The sequence below is a fragment of the Edaphosphingomonas fennica genome (assembly GCF_003034225.1).
GTDB classification, from domain to species: Bacteria; Pseudomonadota; Alphaproteobacteria; order Sphingomonadales; family Sphingomonadaceae; genus Sphingomonas_E; species Sphingomonas_E fennica.
Genome location: NZ_PHHF01000048.1, coordinates 42,453 through 58,488, shown reverse-complemented (window position 1 = coordinate 58,488; position 16,036 = coordinate 42,453). Strand labels below are relative to the sequence as shown.

Below are 16,036 nucleotides of genomic sequence, written 5' to 3'. Positions count from 1 at the left end.
GAAAAAGTGGACGACTTTTACGCCGCCCGCAGCCGGACAATCCCGCCGCTACCGTGGTCTAGTTTTCCACCGCCGTTCTCATCACTAATGTTTTCTCGCATGTGGGGGCTTCAAGAATTATCTACATAGTAAATTACCGTACCTGATCGGCATCGACATCGCATTCAATGGAAATATGTGGGTAGAATGGGAGCCTGCCTTCCAGACCGAAGGCCGATTGAAGGTCAGTTCGATTGCTGCCGCTTCTGCGCCTGCCCAATGTAGCTGTCCCTACGGGTGCGCTCCATTTCCTTGCGGCGCTTGTGCTGATCTTTCACGGATTGCAGGGCCTTCTTCGCTACCTCGACCTCGCGCTTTTTGGCGGCTTCAAGCGATTGCTCAGGTGTCAGGGGTTTGCGCGGCTTCTTGGGTTTGGTCGTGGCGAACTCGTAAAATCTCATGCCGTATTTATGCGTCATGGATCACGGGCTAAGTTCGTGAAATGAGACGTCATAGACAACGACAATCGAACATCATTCCCTTGCGCTCAAGGAAGCGCAAAACGCTTTTCAAGCCATATGCGGTCATTGCGGTACTGTTCATGGCCGTGTTCTGTGCCGTATTCTTCTGGCCCACTGGATCGACCAGCATGGCGGAGTCGTTGGCATCGAGTAGCGGCTTTCAATGCCAAGTGAGTAGCATCACAGATGGAGACACGCTCCGCTGTGCTGATGGGACGAGAGTTCGCCTTCATGCCGTTGCTGCTCGTGAGAAGGATGAAACCTGTAGTCCAGGTCATCCTTGCCCTTCAGCATCAGGCGCGTCCGCGACGGCCAAACTGGCTGAGTTGGCAAGTGGTCAAACGCTTCGATGCGAACAGACTGGAACGAGTTACAACCGCGTGACGGCTATCTGTCGCAACGAGGCAAATGTTGAGATAAACTGCGCCATGGTTCAGAGCGGCACGACCGTCATCTGGCCGAAATTCAACGATCAGCGGCGTATCTGCGGATAACACGATGAGGCGCTTGCTATTTTGGACTGAGGTTGTCGTCGTGGCGGGACTGACGCTGTGGGGGTTCGCGCAAATGCTGGTGTCCCTTGGTCGCGCGCTTTGGAACGCCTTCTAGAATCGGAGATTTCTGCGGATTTTGGGCAGCATATTTTTCAGTCTACATACATTACAGCTTGCGTGCAGCTGGTGGCGGCGATGAACCCGTGCCGCTGCGGGCATCTGGGCGACGCCGCGCTCGCCTGCGCCCGCGCGCCGCGCTGCGCCGCCGACTATCAGGCCAAGCTGTCCGGGCCGCTGATCGACCGCATCGACCTGCATGTGGAAGTGGCGGCGGTGAGCGCCGCCGATCTGGTGCTGCCGCCACCCGCCGAAGGATCGGCCGAGGTGGCGGCGCGCGTGGCCGCCGCCCGCGCGATCCAGACGGCGCGCTACGAGGGCCAAGGCGTCCGCACCAATGCCGAGGCGGACGGCGCGCTGCTCGATCGCGTGGCGACCCCCGACGAGGCCGGTCGCAAGCTGCTGACGCAGGCCGCCGAGGCGATGCGGATGTCCGCGCGCGGATACCACCGGGTGCTCAGGGTAGCCCGGACCGTGGCGGATCTTGCCGGCAGCGACGGGGTGGGGCGGGTGCATGTGGCCGAGGCGCTGGGCTATCGGCGCAGGCCGCCTACGAATTGAACGGCGCTCACGATGTCAGCTCGCACGCCCGGACAGGCGGGAGCCGCAGGCCGGCATCGCTGATCCAAGGGCGCAAATTGGCGCGATTAAGCCGATAACGCTCGATACAATGGCTTCCCACCTGATGGGTGGGGGGTGAATGACCGCTTTTCATCATTGCGGATGCCGTCCGTCGTCACCTGAACTTGATTCAGGGGGCACCTCGCCCGTCGGGGTTCGCTTGCGCGCGCATCCATGCCGTCGCGGCGCCGGCCGTTGCCGATGAGCGAGGAAGGTTTGCGGAAATCCCAGCTTGGGTTAGCCTGCGCCTGCCTGCGGGGAAACGATCAGAGGATGCGGGCGAACAGGAGGATTCCCATGGAATGGATGCTGCTGCCGTTGAAGCGTTATGCCCAGTTTTCCGGCCGGGCGCGCCGGAAGGAATATTGGATGTTCGTGCTGCTGCTGGTGATCGTCTATTTCGTGGCGATGGCGCTGGATACCGCGCTGGGGCTGGGCGGATCGATGACCCGTTATGCCGATACGGCGCCGGGCGCGGCATCGGTGGGCTTCTATTCCAATGGCGGGGTGCTGACGATCATCTCGATGCTGGCGCTGTTCCTCCCCTCGCTCGCGGTGGCGGTGCGGCGGCTGCACGATATCGACAAGTCCGGCTGGTGGGTGCTGATCGGTATCGTGCCGCTGATCGGCAGCATCGTGCTGATCGTCTTCTACTGCCTGGACGGCACCAAAGGCCCCAACCGCTTCGGCCCGGACCCCAAGGACCAGACGCCCGAGGAACTGGCGCAGCGGTTCAGCTGAGTTGATCGCGGGGGCGGTGCCAGTTGGAAACTGCGCTTGGGCGCATTTTCGGCGCGGCGCCGGCTCGCTCCCCCACCCGGCCACCCATAGGATGCTGCCGTAGGATGTCCGGGGTGGGGAGTGGGCGGCGTCGTGATCCGGCAAAGCCGGGTTTCCCGAGGCTTCAGCCCCGCGTCAGCGCGTCGATCGCGCCCTGGAGGATGTAGGCCGCCGCCATCTTGTCGACCAGCTCCGCCCGGCGGGCGCGGCTGGCGTCTGCCTCCAGCAGGGTGCGGGTGACGGCGGCGGTGGACCAGCGTTCGTCCCACAGCAGGACGGGCAGGCCCAGCGGCTCCAGATTGCGGACGAAGGCGCGGACGGACTGGGTGCGCGGGCTATCGCTGCCGTCCATGTTGAGCGGCAGGCCGACCACCAGCCCGCGCACCCCCTGCGCCTTGCAGAAATCGCGCAGGCGGGCGAGATCGACCGTGAACTTGCGCCGTTCGATCAGCTCGGCGGGGCTGGCGATGGTCCACATCGCATCGCAGAGCGCGACGCCGATCGTCTTGGTGCCGACGTCCAGCCCCGCCAGCCGGCCGCCTTCGGGCAGCGCTTCGCGGAAATCGAGGATGCTCTGGCTGATCATCGGATGGGCGTCACCGGCCCAGGAAGGTGCGGGCGCGGGCCTCGGCATCAGCGCGGATGTTCGCCCAGAACAGCGCATAATCGAAGACGTGGAAATTGCCGCCGGGCAGCACATAGCCCGAATAGCCTTCCGGCGCCGCGCCGATCAGCAGGAAGCCGGAGGCGTCGCAGCGGGCGGGGACGAGGGCGGGCTTCAGCTCCGCGCCCTTCAGCTCGGCATCGGGAACGAGCGCGCCGCGATTGGCGCCGGGCAGCGCCGCCGTGCCGGGCGCGCCGGTCAGCGGGTTGACGCACAGCATCGGCGTTCCCTTGCGCGGGGCGCCGGTGAGGCCCGGCGTCGCATCATAGACCGCTTGGACGCCGTGCGTGTCGGCGGGCTCGGCATAGCTCTGCCATGAAAGCACGCAGCCGGCCTGGCCGGGGCCGGTGCAGCCGGGCAGGCCCATGGCGGGGATGTCGACCGTCTCCGAGACCGGCCAGCCGATGACATAGGCGGCGACGATGCGCTTCGCGACCGGCTTGCCGGCCACCTTTTCCGCCATCAGCCGCATCAGGTGGAGCGAGCCCTGGCTGTGCCCGGCCAGCAGGATCGGCCGCGAGGCCGGGATCTGGGCGAGGAAGGCATCGAAGGCGCGCGCGACATCGCGATAGGCGAAATCGATCGCGGCGGCGGCATCGGCATTGCCGGCAAGGAAGGCGCCCAGCGTCGCTTGCCGGTAGCGCGGCGCCCAGACCGCGCCCATGCCGTTGAAGGCGCTGGCCTGCGAGGAGGCGAAGAGGCCGAGCCGCTGGTTGGCATCGGCATCGTCGAGCGGGGCGTTCCAGCGATCCCGCTTCATGTAGCTGGTCGGCGGGACGTAGAAGACCGCGACTTCCGGCCGCGCCGCGCGGGCGATGCCGGCCACGGTGAAGCGCGACGGATCGTCCGGCAGATCGGGGCGCGCCAGCCAGGCGGACGCGGCGGCATAATCGGGGGCGCCGGCATCGGAGGGCGCGGTGAAGGGCACCGACGGCACGAAGGCCGTGCGCATCAGCCGATCCTGGAAGATGTTCCAGCCGAAAGCGGCCGCCAAAGTCAGCACGATCAACCCCGCGATTACATAGAGAAAGCGTCTCGCCGGCAATGTCGGGGCTCCTGTTGTGCAGTGCAACATGAAAGATTGCACCTGCTGCGTGCGTAGCCGGCAATCGGCGGCCTGCGCAACGGGGAAGGGCCGGCCGGGCGGACGGGGTGCGGCATGGGAGATCAGGTGGAGGCGACGAGAAACTCCTCCCCGCTCGTCAGCCGCAGGCCATCGGCGCGATCGGCGAAATAAAGCCGGTCCAGATCGGCGGGCGCGACGTGCCGGACATTGCGGAAGCCGGCTTCGCGGGCGAGCGCCGTCATCTCCGCCGGGGCGAACAGGCTGATAAAGGGCGTGCCGCTGGCCGCCGCGCCCTTCATCGCCCGTTCGAGGCCGGGCCGCAGATCGGCCGGCATCAGGTCCAGCGGCTGCATGAACGTCATCGCCAGGGTCGTTCCCGGCGCGAGGGCGGCGACCTGGCGGAGCGTCACGGCGATCGCATCGCGGGTGAGATACATGCTGACCCCGGTGGAGGCGACGATTGCCGGGCGGGCGGCGTCGAATCCGTTGTCGGCAAGGGCCTGCCACCAGTTCTGCCCCGCTTCGAAATCCACGGGGACGAGGTGCAGCCATGGCGGCACGCCAAGGCCGAGCGCCTCGAGCCGCTGGCGCTTCCAGGCCTGCGGGCCCGGCCGATCGACCTCGAACAACTGCATGTGCGCCCCGATATCGGGCCGGCGCTGGGCGAAGCTGTCCAGCCCCGCGCCCAGGATCACATATTGCCCGACGCCATGTGCCGACCGTTCGAGGACCAGATCCTCGACAAAGCGGGCGCGGGCCACCATCGAGGCGCGGAAAGGGGCGGTGAAGGCGGGGTCCATGTCCGGCCGATCGCGCCAGCCGGGATCGGGCGCCACCAGCGCGAGGCCGATCTCGTCTTCGAGCACAAAAGGCGGCGGATCGATCCGCACGTGCATCGCCCGCCACAGGGCCGTGCGCACCGCCGTGCTTTCCGGGCCGATCGTCACCGTCATTGCCGCCTTCCTCCTCGCCGGCTTCTGTGCAGCCGTTCGCGGCGGGCGGGCAAGGGGCGGCTGTTGATAGACGCCGCCACGGCCTTTGGTGGAATTTGCCAATATCTGGCGGAAACGCCGGTTTCCAGGCGGCTGCATTGGAATATTTCCGTGCGAAAACGCCCGAAAATCGCGGCCTCGGCACGTTTGGCACGCCGCCTGCAAAGTCTCCGGCATGAATGCGGGCCATCCCGCCCCTATCGAAGGAACGACCGATGCAAGCCGACCAGCCCTCCCTCTTTCGCCGCCCCGATACCATGCTGGGCATCTGCGAGGCGCTGGGCGAGGATCTCGGCTTCAACCCGATCGTCCTGCGCATCGCGCTGGGATCGCTGGTGCTGTGGAACCCGAAGATCGCGATCGGCGCCTATCTGGCGCTGGGCGTGCTGGTGCTGCTGTCGCGCCTGATCTTCCCGGCGCGGCGGGTGGCGGCGGATGCGGGCGTGGATAAGGCGATGGCCGTGGAGACCGCCGCGCCGGCCGCCATCAACGATGCCCCGGCGGTGGAGATGGCCGAGGCTGCCTGACTGGCCGGCGCCGGCTTCGCGGCTGCGGCCGATCGCCGCCCCGGATTTTCCATGCCGGCTTTTCCCCCGGATCGCGATAGGTTGGCCCGATATTCGGCGATCGGGAGGGGGGATCGGTGGACGTGGGGGAAACGAAGGCGGATTGGCCGGCGCGGGCCTGGGGGCTGGCGTTGCTGGGGCCGCGATCGGGCTTGGCATCCACCTGCTGACCGACAAGGCCGGCGGATACGGGATGACCGACGATCCCCTGCGCCTTGCCGCCGCCACCTTCCTGGGCGTGGCCGGGCTTTCCTTCGCCGTGGTGCTGGAACGGGTGCGGATCGGCTGGAGCGCGGCCTTCGCGCTTGTCGCCGGGCTGGTGATCGCGGCCGTGATCTACTGGAATGGCGGGCCGGGCCGCTGGGAGGCCGATGACGGCTGGCGGCTGTTCTGCGCGGTGCTGGCGGTGGGAATCGCCGGGCCGCTGTTCCAGACGATCCGCGACGGCGCGCTGGAGGCCGGGAAGGGACGTGGCCTGCGGGCGCTGCCTTATCCGGCGGTGCACGATCATGGCTGGACCAATGTGGTGCTGGTGCTGCTGGCGCTGGTCTTCGTGGGCGTGGTGTGGCTGCTCGCCTGGCTGCTGGCGTCGCTGTTCAACCTGATCGGCATCGATCTACTCCAGGAACTGCTGCGCAGGGACTGGTTCGGCTGGATGATGAGCGGGGCGGCGATGGGCGCGGCGATCGGCCTGCTGCGCGATCATGACCGCGTGGTCGCCATGCTGCAGCGGGTGGCGATGCTGGTGCTTTCGGTGCTGGCGCCGGTGCTGGGCGCGGGGCTGCTGATCTTCCTGATCGCCACCCTGTTCACCGGGCTGGAGCCGCTATGGGCGGCGACGCGGGATACGACGCCGATCCTGCTTTCCGCCTGCGCGGGCGCGCTGATCCTGGCCAATGCGGTGATCGGCGACAGCCCGGAGGACGAGGCGCGCAGCCGGCCGCTGCGCTGGGGGGCGCTGGCGCTGGCCTTCGCGATCCTGCCGCTGGCGGCGATCGCGGCGGTTTCGACCGGGCTTCGCGTCGGCCAATATGGGCTGACCCCGGCGCGGCTGTGGGCGCTGACCTTCGTCGCCTTCGCCTGCGCGGTGGGTCTGGCTTATTGGGCGGCGCTGGCGCGACGGCGGCTGGCATGGGCCACGCCCGCGCGGCCGGCCAATATCGCGCTCGCCATCGGCCTGTGCGCGGTGATGCTGCTGCTTTCCACGCCGATCGTCAGCTTCGGTGCCCTTTCGGCGCGGAGCCAGGTGGCGCGGCTGGAGGCCGGCAAGGTGAGCCCCGAGCGGTTCGACTGGGCGGCGCTGCGCTATGATTTCGGCCCGGCCGGCAAGGCGGCGGTGGAGCGGCTGGCGAAATCGGGCACGCCCGCGATCCGCACGGCGGCGGCCCGCACGCTCGACGAGAAGGATCGCTGGGCGCTGGCGCAGCGGACGCGCGACGTGGATGCCAAGGCCGCCTTCGCCGGGCGGGTGACGGTGCTGCCGGAGAAGGCGCCGCTGCCCGACGCGCTGGTGGATGCAATCCTGCGCGAGGGCGGCGGTTGCGGCCGGAACGACGATCGGGGGCGCTGCATCGTCCGCCATGTCGACGGGAGCGGCGAGGCGGTGGTGCTTTCGTGGAGGGCCGGATGCGAGGCGTGCGCGATCGACGCGGCCTATTTCGTTCGCGGTGCCGATGGGAAATGGGAGGCGGCCGCCGAACGGTGGCCGGTGCCGCCTCCGCCGGCCGAGGCGAAGAAGGCGCAGGCGACGGCCGAACGGGCGGCGGCGGAGCGCGGCGAGATCGAGGTGCGGCAAGTGACGCGGCGGCAGGTGTTCGTGGGCGGGCGGCCCGTGGGGACGGTGTTCGAATGAGCGGAGCGGTGGCGGCCGGGACATGGAACCGTCACCTCCCGGCGGCGAGGATCGACGGGGTAAAGGCCGTGATCTCCCGCCGGCGTCGCTCTTCGCTTGAAGCGGACCCCCGTGGCTGCTAGCCGCGCGGACATGTCTGTCGATGCCACAACCGTCCGCAAGATCGCGAGCCTCGCCCGGATCGCCGTGTCCGATACCGAGGTCGACGCGATGGTGCCCGAGCTCAACAACATCCTGGGCTGGATCGAGCAGCTTGGCGAGGTCGATACCGATGGTGTCGCCCCGCTGGCCGCCGTCATCCCCAACCATCTGCGCCTGCGCGACGATGTCGTCACCGACGGCAATATCCGCGACCAGATTCTCAAGAATGCGCCGCAGGCCGAACATGGCTTCTTCGCGGTGCCGAAGGTGATCGAATAGTGAGCAATCTCACGGACCTGACCGTCGCCGGCATCCGCGACGGATTCCGCAAGGGCGATTTTTCCGCGCGCGAGGTGGCCGAGGCGTTCAATGCCGCCGTGGCCGCCGGCAAGCCGCTGAACGCCTTCCTGGTCGAAACGCCGGAACATGCGCTGGCGGCCGCCGACGAGGCCGACCGCGGCCGCGCTTCGGCCGAGTTCCGCCCGCTTTCGGGCGTGCCGCTGGGCATCAAGGACCTGTTCTGCACCGCCGGATACCAGACGACGGCGGCCAGCCATATCCTGGAAGGCTTCGTGCCGACCTATGAGTCGACGATCACGGCCAAGCTGTTCGGCGCGGGCGCCGGCATGCTGGGCAAGCTGAACCTCGACCAGTTCGCCATGGGATCGTCCAACGAGACCAGCTATTACGGCAACGTCATCAGCCCGTGGCGCCGCAAGGACGGCGGCAATGCGGCGCTGGCGCCGGGCGGCTCCTCGGGCGGGTCTTCCGCCGCGGTCGCCGCGCGGATGGCGCCGGGGGCGACGGGCACTGATACCGGCGGATCGATCCGCCAGCCGGCCGCCTTCACCGGCATTTCCGGCATCAAGCCCACTTATGGCCGCTGCTCGCGCTGGGGCGTGGTGGCGTTCGCTTCCTCGCTCGACCAGGCGGGGCCGATGGCGCGCGACGTGCGCGACTGCGCGATCCTGCTGGAGGCGATGTCCGGCTTTGATCCCAAGGATTCGACCTCGCTCGACCTGCCGGTGCCGCAGTGGGAGGCGGGGCTTTCCGCCGACCTGCGCGGCAAGAAGGTGGGCATCCCGAAGGAATATCGGGTGGAAGGCATGCCGCCCGAGATCGAGGCGCTCTGGCAGCAGGGCATCGCCTGGGCCAGGGATGCGGGCGCCGAGATCGTCGAGGTTTCGCTGCCGCACACGCGCTATGCGCTGCCGACCTATTACATCATCGCGCCGGCCGAGGCCTCGTCCAACCTCGCCCGTTATGACGGCGTGCGTTACGGCGAGCGCGAGCTGCCCGACCACGCCAATCTTCAGGAAATGTATGCGGCGACCCGTGCGGCCGGCTTTGGCCCCGAGGTGAAGCGGCGCATCCTGATCGGCACCTATGTGCTGTCGGCCGGCTTCTACGACGCTTATTACACCAAGGCGCAGAAGGTGCGCGCGCTGATCGCCCGCGATTTCGAGCAGGCCTTCCAGCAGTGCGACGTGCTGCTGACGCCGACCGCGCCGTCCGCCGCCTTCGCGCTGGGCGAGAAATCCGCCGATCCGCTGGCCATGTATCTGAACGACGTGTTCACGGTGCCGGCCTCGCTCGCCGGCCTGCCGGCGATGTCGGTGCCGGCGGGGCTGGATGCGCAGGGGCTGCCGCTGGGCCTGCAGATCATCGGCAAACCGCTCGACGAGCAGGGCGTGCTGAATGCGGGCCTGGCGATCGAGCAGCGCGCCGGCTTCAACGCACGCGCGGAGAAGTGGTGGTGAACTGGCTCGGCGAGATATTTCTCCAATGCATTGGGGAAGGCCTCGTCGAAAGTTTCAGGCGTCTGAAGTTCGGACCGCGACTGCCGTCCAAACCTCAGACCCGCCACAGACAGAAAATTCTGGAACGGCGCGCCCGCGAGCGCGCGAACAGACGGAAGCATAGATGACTGAGAGCACCTACCGCATCCAGGGCGCGACGGGCGAGTGGGAGGTCGTGATCGGCCTCGAGGTCCATGCCCAGATCACGTCCAACGCCAAGCTCTTTTCCGGCGCGTCCACCCGGTTCGGTGCGGAGCCCAATGCGAACGTGTCGCTGGTCGACGCGGCGATGCCGGGCATGCTGCCGGTGCCGAACAGGGAGTGCATCCGCCAGGCGGTGCGCACCGGCATGGCGATCGACGCGCAGATCAACAAATGGTCCCGCTTCGACCGGAAGAATTATTTCTACGCGGATCTGCCGCAGGGCTACCAGATCAGCCAGCTTTATCACCCGCTGGTGGGCGAGGGCACGATCAGCATCGAGCCCGAGGAAGGCCAGGCGAAGACCATCGGCATCGAGCGCATCCATGTGGAGCAGGATGCCGGCAAGCTGATGCACGACCAGCATCCGACGCGCTCCTACATCGATCTCAACCGGTCCGGCGTGGCGCTGATGGAGATCGTCAGCCGGCCGGACATGCGGTCCCCGGCGGAAGCGGGCGCCTATCTGCGCAAGCTGCGCGCGATCCTGCGCTATGTCGGCTCGTGCGACGGCAATATGGAAGAAGGATCGATGCGCGCGGACGTGAACGTTTCCGTCCGCAAGCCGGGCGATCCGTTCGGCACGCGCACCGAGACCAAGAACGTCAATTCCGTGCGCTTCGTGATGGCGGCGATCGAGCATGAGGCGAACCGCCAGGTCGACCTGATCGAGAGCGGCGGTACGGTGGTGCGGGAAACCCGCCTGTTCGATCCCGACAAGGGGGTGACGCGGTCGATGCGGTCCAAGGAGGATGCGCATGATTACCGTTACTTCCCCGATCCCGATCTGCTGCCGCTGGAACTGGACGACGCCTTCCTGGCCGAATGCCGCGCGAGCCTGCCCGAGCTGCCCGACGCCAAGCGCGCGCGCTATGAAGGGCCGCTGGGGCTGACCCCCTATGCCGCCGGCGTGCTGACGGCGGACGTGGAGACGGCGCGCTGGTTCGAGGCGCTGCTGGCGGAGACGGCCAGGGTGCAGGGCAAGCCCGAGGCGGATGTGGCCAAGGCCGCGTCCAACTGGCTGATTTCGGACCTGTTCGGCGCGCTTAACCGGCTGGGCAAGGATATCACCGACAGCCCCGTCTCGCCCGCGCAGGGCGGGCAGCTGCTGGGGCTGGTGGCCGATGGCACGCTTTCGGGCAGCCTCGCCAAGCAGGTGTTCGAGATCATGCTGGAAACCGGCGACGATCCGGCGAAGATCGTCGAGGAGCGGGGCCTGAAGCAGACGACCGACACCGGCGCGATCGACGCGGTGATCGCGGACGTGCTGGCCGCCAATGCCGACAAGGTGGCGGAGTATCGCGGCGGCAAGGATAAATTGTTCGGCTTCTTCGTCGGCCAGACGATGAAGGCGATGGCCGGCAAGGGCAATCCGGGCGTCGTCAACGAACGGCTGAAGGCCGCGCTCGACAACTGAATGACCGCAGGTCCCGCCGCCGCCGTTGCGCCGGGGGCGGGGCCTGCCTATCTGCACTAGCGACAACGCCAGCCAAGGGATGGGGCATGACGACTTTCGACGACCGTGAACGGGCTTTCGAAGCCAAGTTCGCCCGCGACGAGGAAATGGCCTTCCGCGTGACCGCGCGGCGCAACCGGCTGGTCGCCACCTGGGCGGCCGAGCAGATGGGCCTGACGCCCGAAGAGACCGACGCCTATGCCAAGGCGGTGGTGCAGGCCGATTTCGAGGAAGCCGGCGACGAGGACGTCGTCCGCAAGCTGCTGGGCGATCTGGTTTCGGCCGGCGTGGACACCGACGAGGCGCGCATCCGCACCGCGCTGGAGGCCAAGACGATCGAAGCGCGCCGCCAGCTCATGGAAGCGCAGTAACGGCCATGCCGATGGCGGCGGAAGAGATCGAGGCGATGATCCGGGCGGCGATCCCGGATGCGCATGTCGAGATCACCGATCTCGCCGGCGATGGCGATCATTATGCGGCGCGGGTGGTGAGCGAGAGCTTCCGCGGCCTGCCCCGCCCGCAGCAGCATCGGCGCGTCTATGACGCGCTGGGCGGACGGATGGGCGGCGTGCTCCACGCGCTGCAACTCACCACCGCCACGCCCGACCGAGGAGTGTGAGATGAGTGACGACGTGCAGGCCCGCATCGCGGATGCTGTAAATTCCGCCGACGTTCTGCTTTTCATGAAGGGCACGCCGCTTTTCCCGCAATGCGGCTTTTCCAGCCGGGCGGTGGCGATCCTCGACCATCTGGGCGTGGAATATGCCACGGTGGACGTGCTGCAGGACCAGGGCATCCGCCAGGGCATCAAGGAATTTTCCGACTGGCCGACCATCCCCCAGCTTTACGTGAAGGGCGAGTTCATCGGCGGTTCGGACATCATGATGGAAATGTACGAGGCCGGCGAGCTGGCCGACCTGCTGGACCAGAAGGGCATCGCCCGCGCGGCCTGAACAAGCGGGCATGGCGGCGGCGTGGGGGCGTCGCCCTTGCCCAACGGGCATGGCCAACTGACCTTTTGAACCATCGCCGGGGGGGCCAAGCGTGACTAGCGTGAGGCCATGGCGACACAGCCCGCATTCGGAGACCTGCTGCGCGACTGGCGCGGCCATCGGCGGATGAGCCAGGGGGACCTGGCCCAGGATGTCGGCGTATCGCCGCGCCACCTGAGCTTCGTGGAAACCGGCCGCGCCCGGCCCAGCCGCCGGCTGGTGCTGCGGCTGGCCCAGCGGCTGCGGCTGCTGCCCCGCGAATGCAACGCGCTGCTGGCCGCCGCCGGCTTCGCCCCGATCTTTCCCGAACATGCGCTGGACGATCCGGCCCTGGCCCCGGCCCATAAGGGCATCGAGCGGCTGCTGCTCTGCGTCGATCCCTTTCCCGCCTTCGCGGTCGACCGGCACTGGACGCTATTGCGCGCCAATCCCGGTTTCGAAATGCTGATGGCGGGCGTTTCGCCGGAACTGCTGGCGCCGCCGGTGAACCTCCTGCGGCTCTATCTGCACCCCGCCGGCATGGCGCCGCGGATCGTGAACCTGGCGGAATGGAAGGCGCATGTCTGCCGCCGGGTGGAATTGCAGATCGACGCCACCGACGATCCCGTGCTGATCGACCTGCTGGCCGAATGCCATGCCTATCCGGCGCCCGCGCCGGGCAGGCGGCCGATCGCGGCGGCCGTGGCGGTGCCCTTGGTGATCGATGGCGATGGCGGGCGCCTTTCGCTGATCGGCACGACGACCACCTTCAGCGCGCCGATCGACGTGACGCTGGCGGAAATCGTGGTGGATGCGTTCCTGCCGGGGGATGCGGCCACGGCCCTTGCGCTGGGCGGCACCATGCCCGGCGCCGATCCGGCGGTGAAGGGCGGGGGCAGCGCGAGACCGGAACACCAGCGCAGCCCCCGCCGCTTCATCATGCGGGAACAATTGGAACGCGGATAATCCAGCAGGATGCGTGCCAGAAGGGAATTTCCCGATTTTCCCTAGTCACACGATGGTTGACGATCCCTCAACCAAGGGGCGATTCGTAAGATATCCCGACACTTCTTGCGATGGGACTTCAAATCCGCGCCGCGCGATGCCACATGGCCGGCATGGACGATCAGAATCCCGGTGTGGCGCAGGACCTGCATCCGCTGGTGCGGCGCGTGCTGGCGCCGAATCCGTCCGCTTTCTCCTATCACGGCACCCAGACCTATATCGTCGGGCACGGCGAGGTGGCGGTGATCGATCCCGGCCCCGACATCGCCGATCATATCGCCGCGATCCTGACGGCGACGGCGGGCGAGACGATCCGCTACATCGTCTGCACCCACACCCATAACGATCACAGCCCGGCGGCCGCCCCGTTGAAGGCGCTGACCGGTGCCGGGATCGTCGGCTGCGCGCCGCTGGTGCTGGACGACAGCGGCCCGCGCGCCGACGCCGCGTTCGACCGCACCTACGCCCCCGACCGGATATTGGCGGACGGCGAGGCGCTTTCCGGCCCCGGCTGGACGCTGGAGGGGGTGGCGACGCCGGGCCATACCTCCAACCATCTCTGCCTGGCGCTGCCGGAGGCGAATGCGCTGTTCACCGGCGATCATGTGATGGGCTGGTCCACCACCGTCATTTCCCCGCCGGACGGCGACATGGCCGATTATATGGCGAGCCTGGAAAAGCTGATGGGCCGGGACGACGCCATCTATTACCCCGCCCATGGCGATCCGGTGGAACGGCCCCAGCGCTTCGTGCGCAGCCTGATGGGGCATCGCAAGCAGCGCGAAGGGCAGATATTGCGCCTGCTGGGCGAGGGCGAGAAGCCGGTGCCGGCGATGGTGGAGAAAATGTATGTCGGGCTCGATCCCCGGCTGGTGCAGGCGGCCGGCCGATCGGTGCTGGCCCATCTGATCGATCTGGAGCGGCGGGGCGTGGTGGTGCGCACGGGCGAGGAAAGCTGGGCGCGCGCGGCGTGACCGGCCGCACGACCAGATGGATCGCCGCGGTGGCCGCGGTGGCGATCGTGGCGGCTGCCGCCGGCTGGTTCGGCGCGCGACGCATCGCCGGCGCCTTCAACCCCGATCCGGTCTCCATCGCCAGCGTCAGCCTGGAATCGATGCGCGAGCAGAACCGGCTGGTGGTGTTCGCCGCGCGCTATGTGGCGGTGGTGACGTCCACCCAGAGCCGCTTCGGCCTTTCCGCGCGCAAGACGCTGATCATGCCGGGCAATGTCCGCTACGAGATCGATCTGGGGGCGCTGAGCCCCAGGGACGTGCGCTGGAACGCGGCGACGCGGCGCCTGACCGTCACGCTGCCGCCGCCCGCCGTGGCGGGGCCGGAGGTGGATATGGCCGCGATCCGGGAATATGATGGCGGCGGTGTGCTGATGGCGCTGAGCGATGCCGGGACGGCGCTGGATGCCGCCAACCGCCAGGCGGCGCAGGCCGAGCTGCTGCGCCAGGCGAAGGGCGCGCTGCCGATGCGGCTGGCGCGCGATGCCGGGCGCCGCGCGGTGGAGCGCAGCTTCGCCATGCCGCTGGCCGCCGCCGGGCTGGACCCCGCGGTGACGGTGCGTTTCGCCGACGAGCCGGCCGCGAGCGATGGCGAGAGGATGGACGGATCGCGATCGCTGGAAGAGATATACGGTTTGAACGACAATCAGAACGCGCGTCCGCAAAGAGGAACGAGACCATGAATGCCCCCAATCTGAGCCTCGCCGGGCTGGACCTGCGCGCGGAGATCGAACGGCTGCGCAAGGAGCGCAACGCCGTGATCCTGGCCCATTATTACCAGACGCCCGATATTCAGGACCTGGCCGATTTCGTGGGCGACAGCCTGGACCTGAGCCGCAAGGCGGCGGACACCAGCGCCGATGTGATCGCGTTCTGCGGCGTGCGCTTCATGGCCGAGGTCGCCAAGATATTGAGCCCGGAAAAGACGGTGATCCTGCCGGACATGGATGCCGGCTGCTCGCTGGAGGATAGCTGCCCGCCGGAACAGTTCGCCAGGTTCCGCGCGGCGCACCCCGATCATATCGCCATCACCTACATCAACTGCTCGGCGGCGGTGAAGGCGCATTCGGACATCATCGTCACCAGTTCCTCGGCGGAAAAGATCCTGTCGCAGCTGCCGATGGACCAGAAGATCATCTTCGCGCCCGACAAGAATCTGGGCGCCTATTTCAACCGCAAGACCGGGCGCGACATGCTGCTGTGGCCGGGCGCCTGCATCGTCCACGAGGCGTTCAGCGAGACCGAGCTTCTGAAGCTGAAGGCGCAATATCCCGACGCGCCGGTCGCGGCGCACCCGGAATGCCCGGCCTATATCCTGGATCATGCCGACGAGGTGGGATCGACCCGCGCGATCCTGGAATTCGCGCTGGCGAGCCCGGCCGAGACGATCATCGTCGCCACCGAGCCGCATATCATCCACCAGATGGAGAAAGCGGCGCCACACAAGAAGTTCATCGGCGCGCCGGGCGCGGACGGCAACTGCAACTGCAACATGTGCCCCTACATGGCGCTCAACACCATGGAGAAGCTCTATATCGCGCTGCGCGACATGGAGCCGCGCATCGAGCTGGACGAGGCGACCCGCATCGCCGCCAAGCGGCCGCTCGACCGGATGCTGGCCATGGCCAGCGGCACGGTGGGGCTGGGCGACCTTGGCCTGCGCGTGACGGGAGACTGACGCCCCTCTCCCTTTCAAGGGAGGGGCCGGGGGGCGGGCGACGCTGCTCGATGCCCGCCGCCTTTCCGCAAGCTCACTCACCCCCTGGCCCCCGCCCTTGAAAGGGAAGGGGGAATGAGGTTT

At 67.7% G+C, this 16,036-nt stretch carries 17 protein-coding genes and 1 pseudogene; 14 read left to right on the top strand and 4 right to left on the bottom strand.

The annotated features are described in order from the left end of the window. Nucleotides 1-224 precede the first annotated feature (224 nt). Nucleotides 225-458 carry a hypothetical protein gene (locus CV103_RS11860; protein ID WP_245896795.1) on the bottom strand — a complete coding sequence of 78 codons (234 nt, stop codon included), beginning with the start codon at nt 456-458 and terminating at the stop codon, nt 225-227. A gap of 707 nt (nt 459-1,165) precedes the next feature. Between CV103_RS11860 and CV103_RS11855 the strand changes: the two are divergent. Both CV103_RS11855 and CV103_RS11850 read left to right on the top strand, forming a co-directional pair. After that, nucleotides 1,166-1,672: pseudogene (locus CV103_RS11855) on the top strand (magnesium chelatase subunit ChlI family protein); the annotation flags it as partial. A gap of 357 nt (nt 1,673-2,029) precedes the next feature. Then, nucleotides 2,030-2,473: a DUF805 domain-containing protein gene (locus tag CV103_RS11850; protein WP_015459773.1), complete on the top strand. Its 444-nt coding sequence runs from the start codon at nt 2,030-2,032 to the stop codon at nt 2,471-2,473. Nucleotides 2,474-2,636: 163 nt separating this feature from the next. Here the strand turns inward: CV103_RS11850 and ruvX are convergent, their stop codons facing one another. From ruvX to CV103_RS11835, 3 genes are all read right to left on the bottom strand, one after another. Next, a complete protein-coding gene (ruvX, locus tag CV103_RS11845) occupies nt 2,637-3,098 on the bottom strand; it encodes a Holliday junction resolvase RuvX (RefSeq protein ID WP_015459774.1) in 462 nt (153 codons plus the stop codon). 10 nt (nt 3,099-3,108) lie between these two features. Further along, a complete protein-coding gene (locus CV103_RS11840) occupies nt 3,109-4,251 on the bottom strand; it encodes a DUF3089 domain-containing protein (RefSeq protein WP_211314387.1) in 1,143 nt (380 codons plus the stop codon). A gap of 92 nt (nt 4,252-4,343) precedes the next feature. Then, the gene (locus CV103_RS11835; RefSeq protein ID WP_107395033.1) at nt 4,344-5,195 is read right to left on the bottom strand and encodes a class I SAM-dependent methyltransferase; all 852 of its coding nucleotides are present in this window, start codon (nt 5,193-5,195) and stop codon (nt 4,344-4,346) included. 254 nt (nt 5,196-5,449) lie between these two features. Between CV103_RS11835 and CV103_RS11830 the strand changes: the two genes are divergently transcribed. From CV103_RS11830 to nadA, 12 genes are all read left to right on the top strand, one after another. After that, nucleotides 5,450-5,761: a hypothetical protein gene (locus CV103_RS11830; RefSeq protein WP_070933072.1), complete on the top strand. Its 312-nt coding sequence runs from the start codon at nt 5,450-5,452 to the stop codon at nt 5,759-5,761. A 142-nt stretch (nt 5,762-5,903) separates the two neighbouring features. Beyond that, a complete protein-coding gene (locus CV103_RS11825) occupies nt 5,904-7,652 on the top strand; it encodes a DUF4153 domain-containing protein (RefSeq protein WP_245896793.1) in 1,749 nt (582 codons plus the stop codon). 132 nt (nt 7,653-7,784) lie between these two features. Beyond that, nucleotides 7,785-8,072 (top strand): Asp-tRNA(Asn)/Glu-tRNA(Gln) amidotransferase subunit GatC, encoded by a 288-nt coding sequence (gatC, locus tag CV103_RS11820; RefSeq protein WP_015459779.1) that lies wholly within the window; start codon nt 7,785-7,787, stop codon nt 8,070-8,072. Beyond that, nucleotides 8,072-9,553: an Asp-tRNA(Asn)/Glu-tRNA(Gln) amidotransferase subunit GatA gene (gene gatA / locus CV103_RS11815; RefSeq protein WP_070933076.1), complete on the top strand. Its 1,482-nt coding sequence runs from the start codon at nt 8,072-8,074 to the stop codon at nt 9,551-9,553. The genes gatC and gatA overlap by 1 nt, the downstream gene beginning before the upstream one ends. 163 nt (nt 9,554-9,716) lie before the next feature. Continuing rightward, a complete protein-coding gene (gatB, locus tag CV103_RS11810) occupies nt 9,717-11,210 on the top strand; it encodes an Asp-tRNA(Asn)/Glu-tRNA(Gln) amidotransferase subunit GatB (RefSeq protein WP_107395032.1) in 1,494 nt (497 codons plus the stop codon). An 86-nt stretch (nt 11,211-11,296) separates the two neighbouring features. Next, nucleotides 11,297-11,620 carry a DUF1476 domain-containing protein gene (locus tag CV103_RS11805; protein WP_015459782.1) on the top strand — a complete coding sequence of 108 codons (324 nt, stop codon included), beginning with the start codon at nt 11,297-11,299 and terminating at the stop codon, nt 11,618-11,620. A 5-nt stretch (nt 11,621-11,625) separates the two neighbouring features. Continuing rightward, nucleotides 11,626-11,868, top strand: coding sequence for a BolA family protein (locus CV103_RS11800; RefSeq protein WP_015459783.1), 243 nt, complete (start codon nt 11,626-11,628; stop codon nt 11,866-11,868). Between the two features lies 1 nt (nt 11,869). Beyond that, a complete protein-coding gene (grxD, locus tag CV103_RS11795; RefSeq protein ID WP_015459784.1) occupies nt 11,870-12,202 on the top strand; it encodes a Grx4 family monothiol glutaredoxin in 333 nt (110 codons plus the stop codon). 108 nt (nt 12,203-12,310) lie between these two features. Further along, on the top strand, nt 12,311-13,186 hold the full coding sequence (locus tag CV103_RS11790; RefSeq protein WP_107395031.1) for a helix-turn-helix domain-containing protein: 876 nt from the start codon (nt 12,311-12,313) through the stop codon (nt 13,184-13,186). Between the two features lie 143 nt (nt 13,187-13,329). Further along, nucleotides 13,330-14,199, top strand: a complete 870-nt coding sequence (locus CV103_RS11785; protein WP_015459786.1) for an MBL fold metallo-hydrolase — start codon at nt 13,330-13,332, stop codon at nt 14,197-14,199. After that, nucleotides 14,196-14,918 (top strand): DUF4230 domain-containing protein, encoded by a 723-nt coding sequence (locus CV103_RS11780; protein WP_107395030.1) that lies wholly within the window; start codon nt 14,196-14,198, stop codon nt 14,916-14,918. The genes CV103_RS11785 and CV103_RS11780 overlap by 4 nt, the downstream gene beginning before the upstream one ends. Next, complete coding sequence (gene nadA / locus CV103_RS11775; RefSeq protein WP_107395029.1) at nt 14,915-15,913, top strand: quinolinate synthase NadA; 999 nt, start codon at nt 14,915-14,917, stop codon at nt 15,911-15,913. The genes CV103_RS11780 and nadA overlap by 4 nt, the downstream gene beginning before the upstream one ends. Nucleotides 15,914-16,036: the final 123 nt, after the last annotated feature.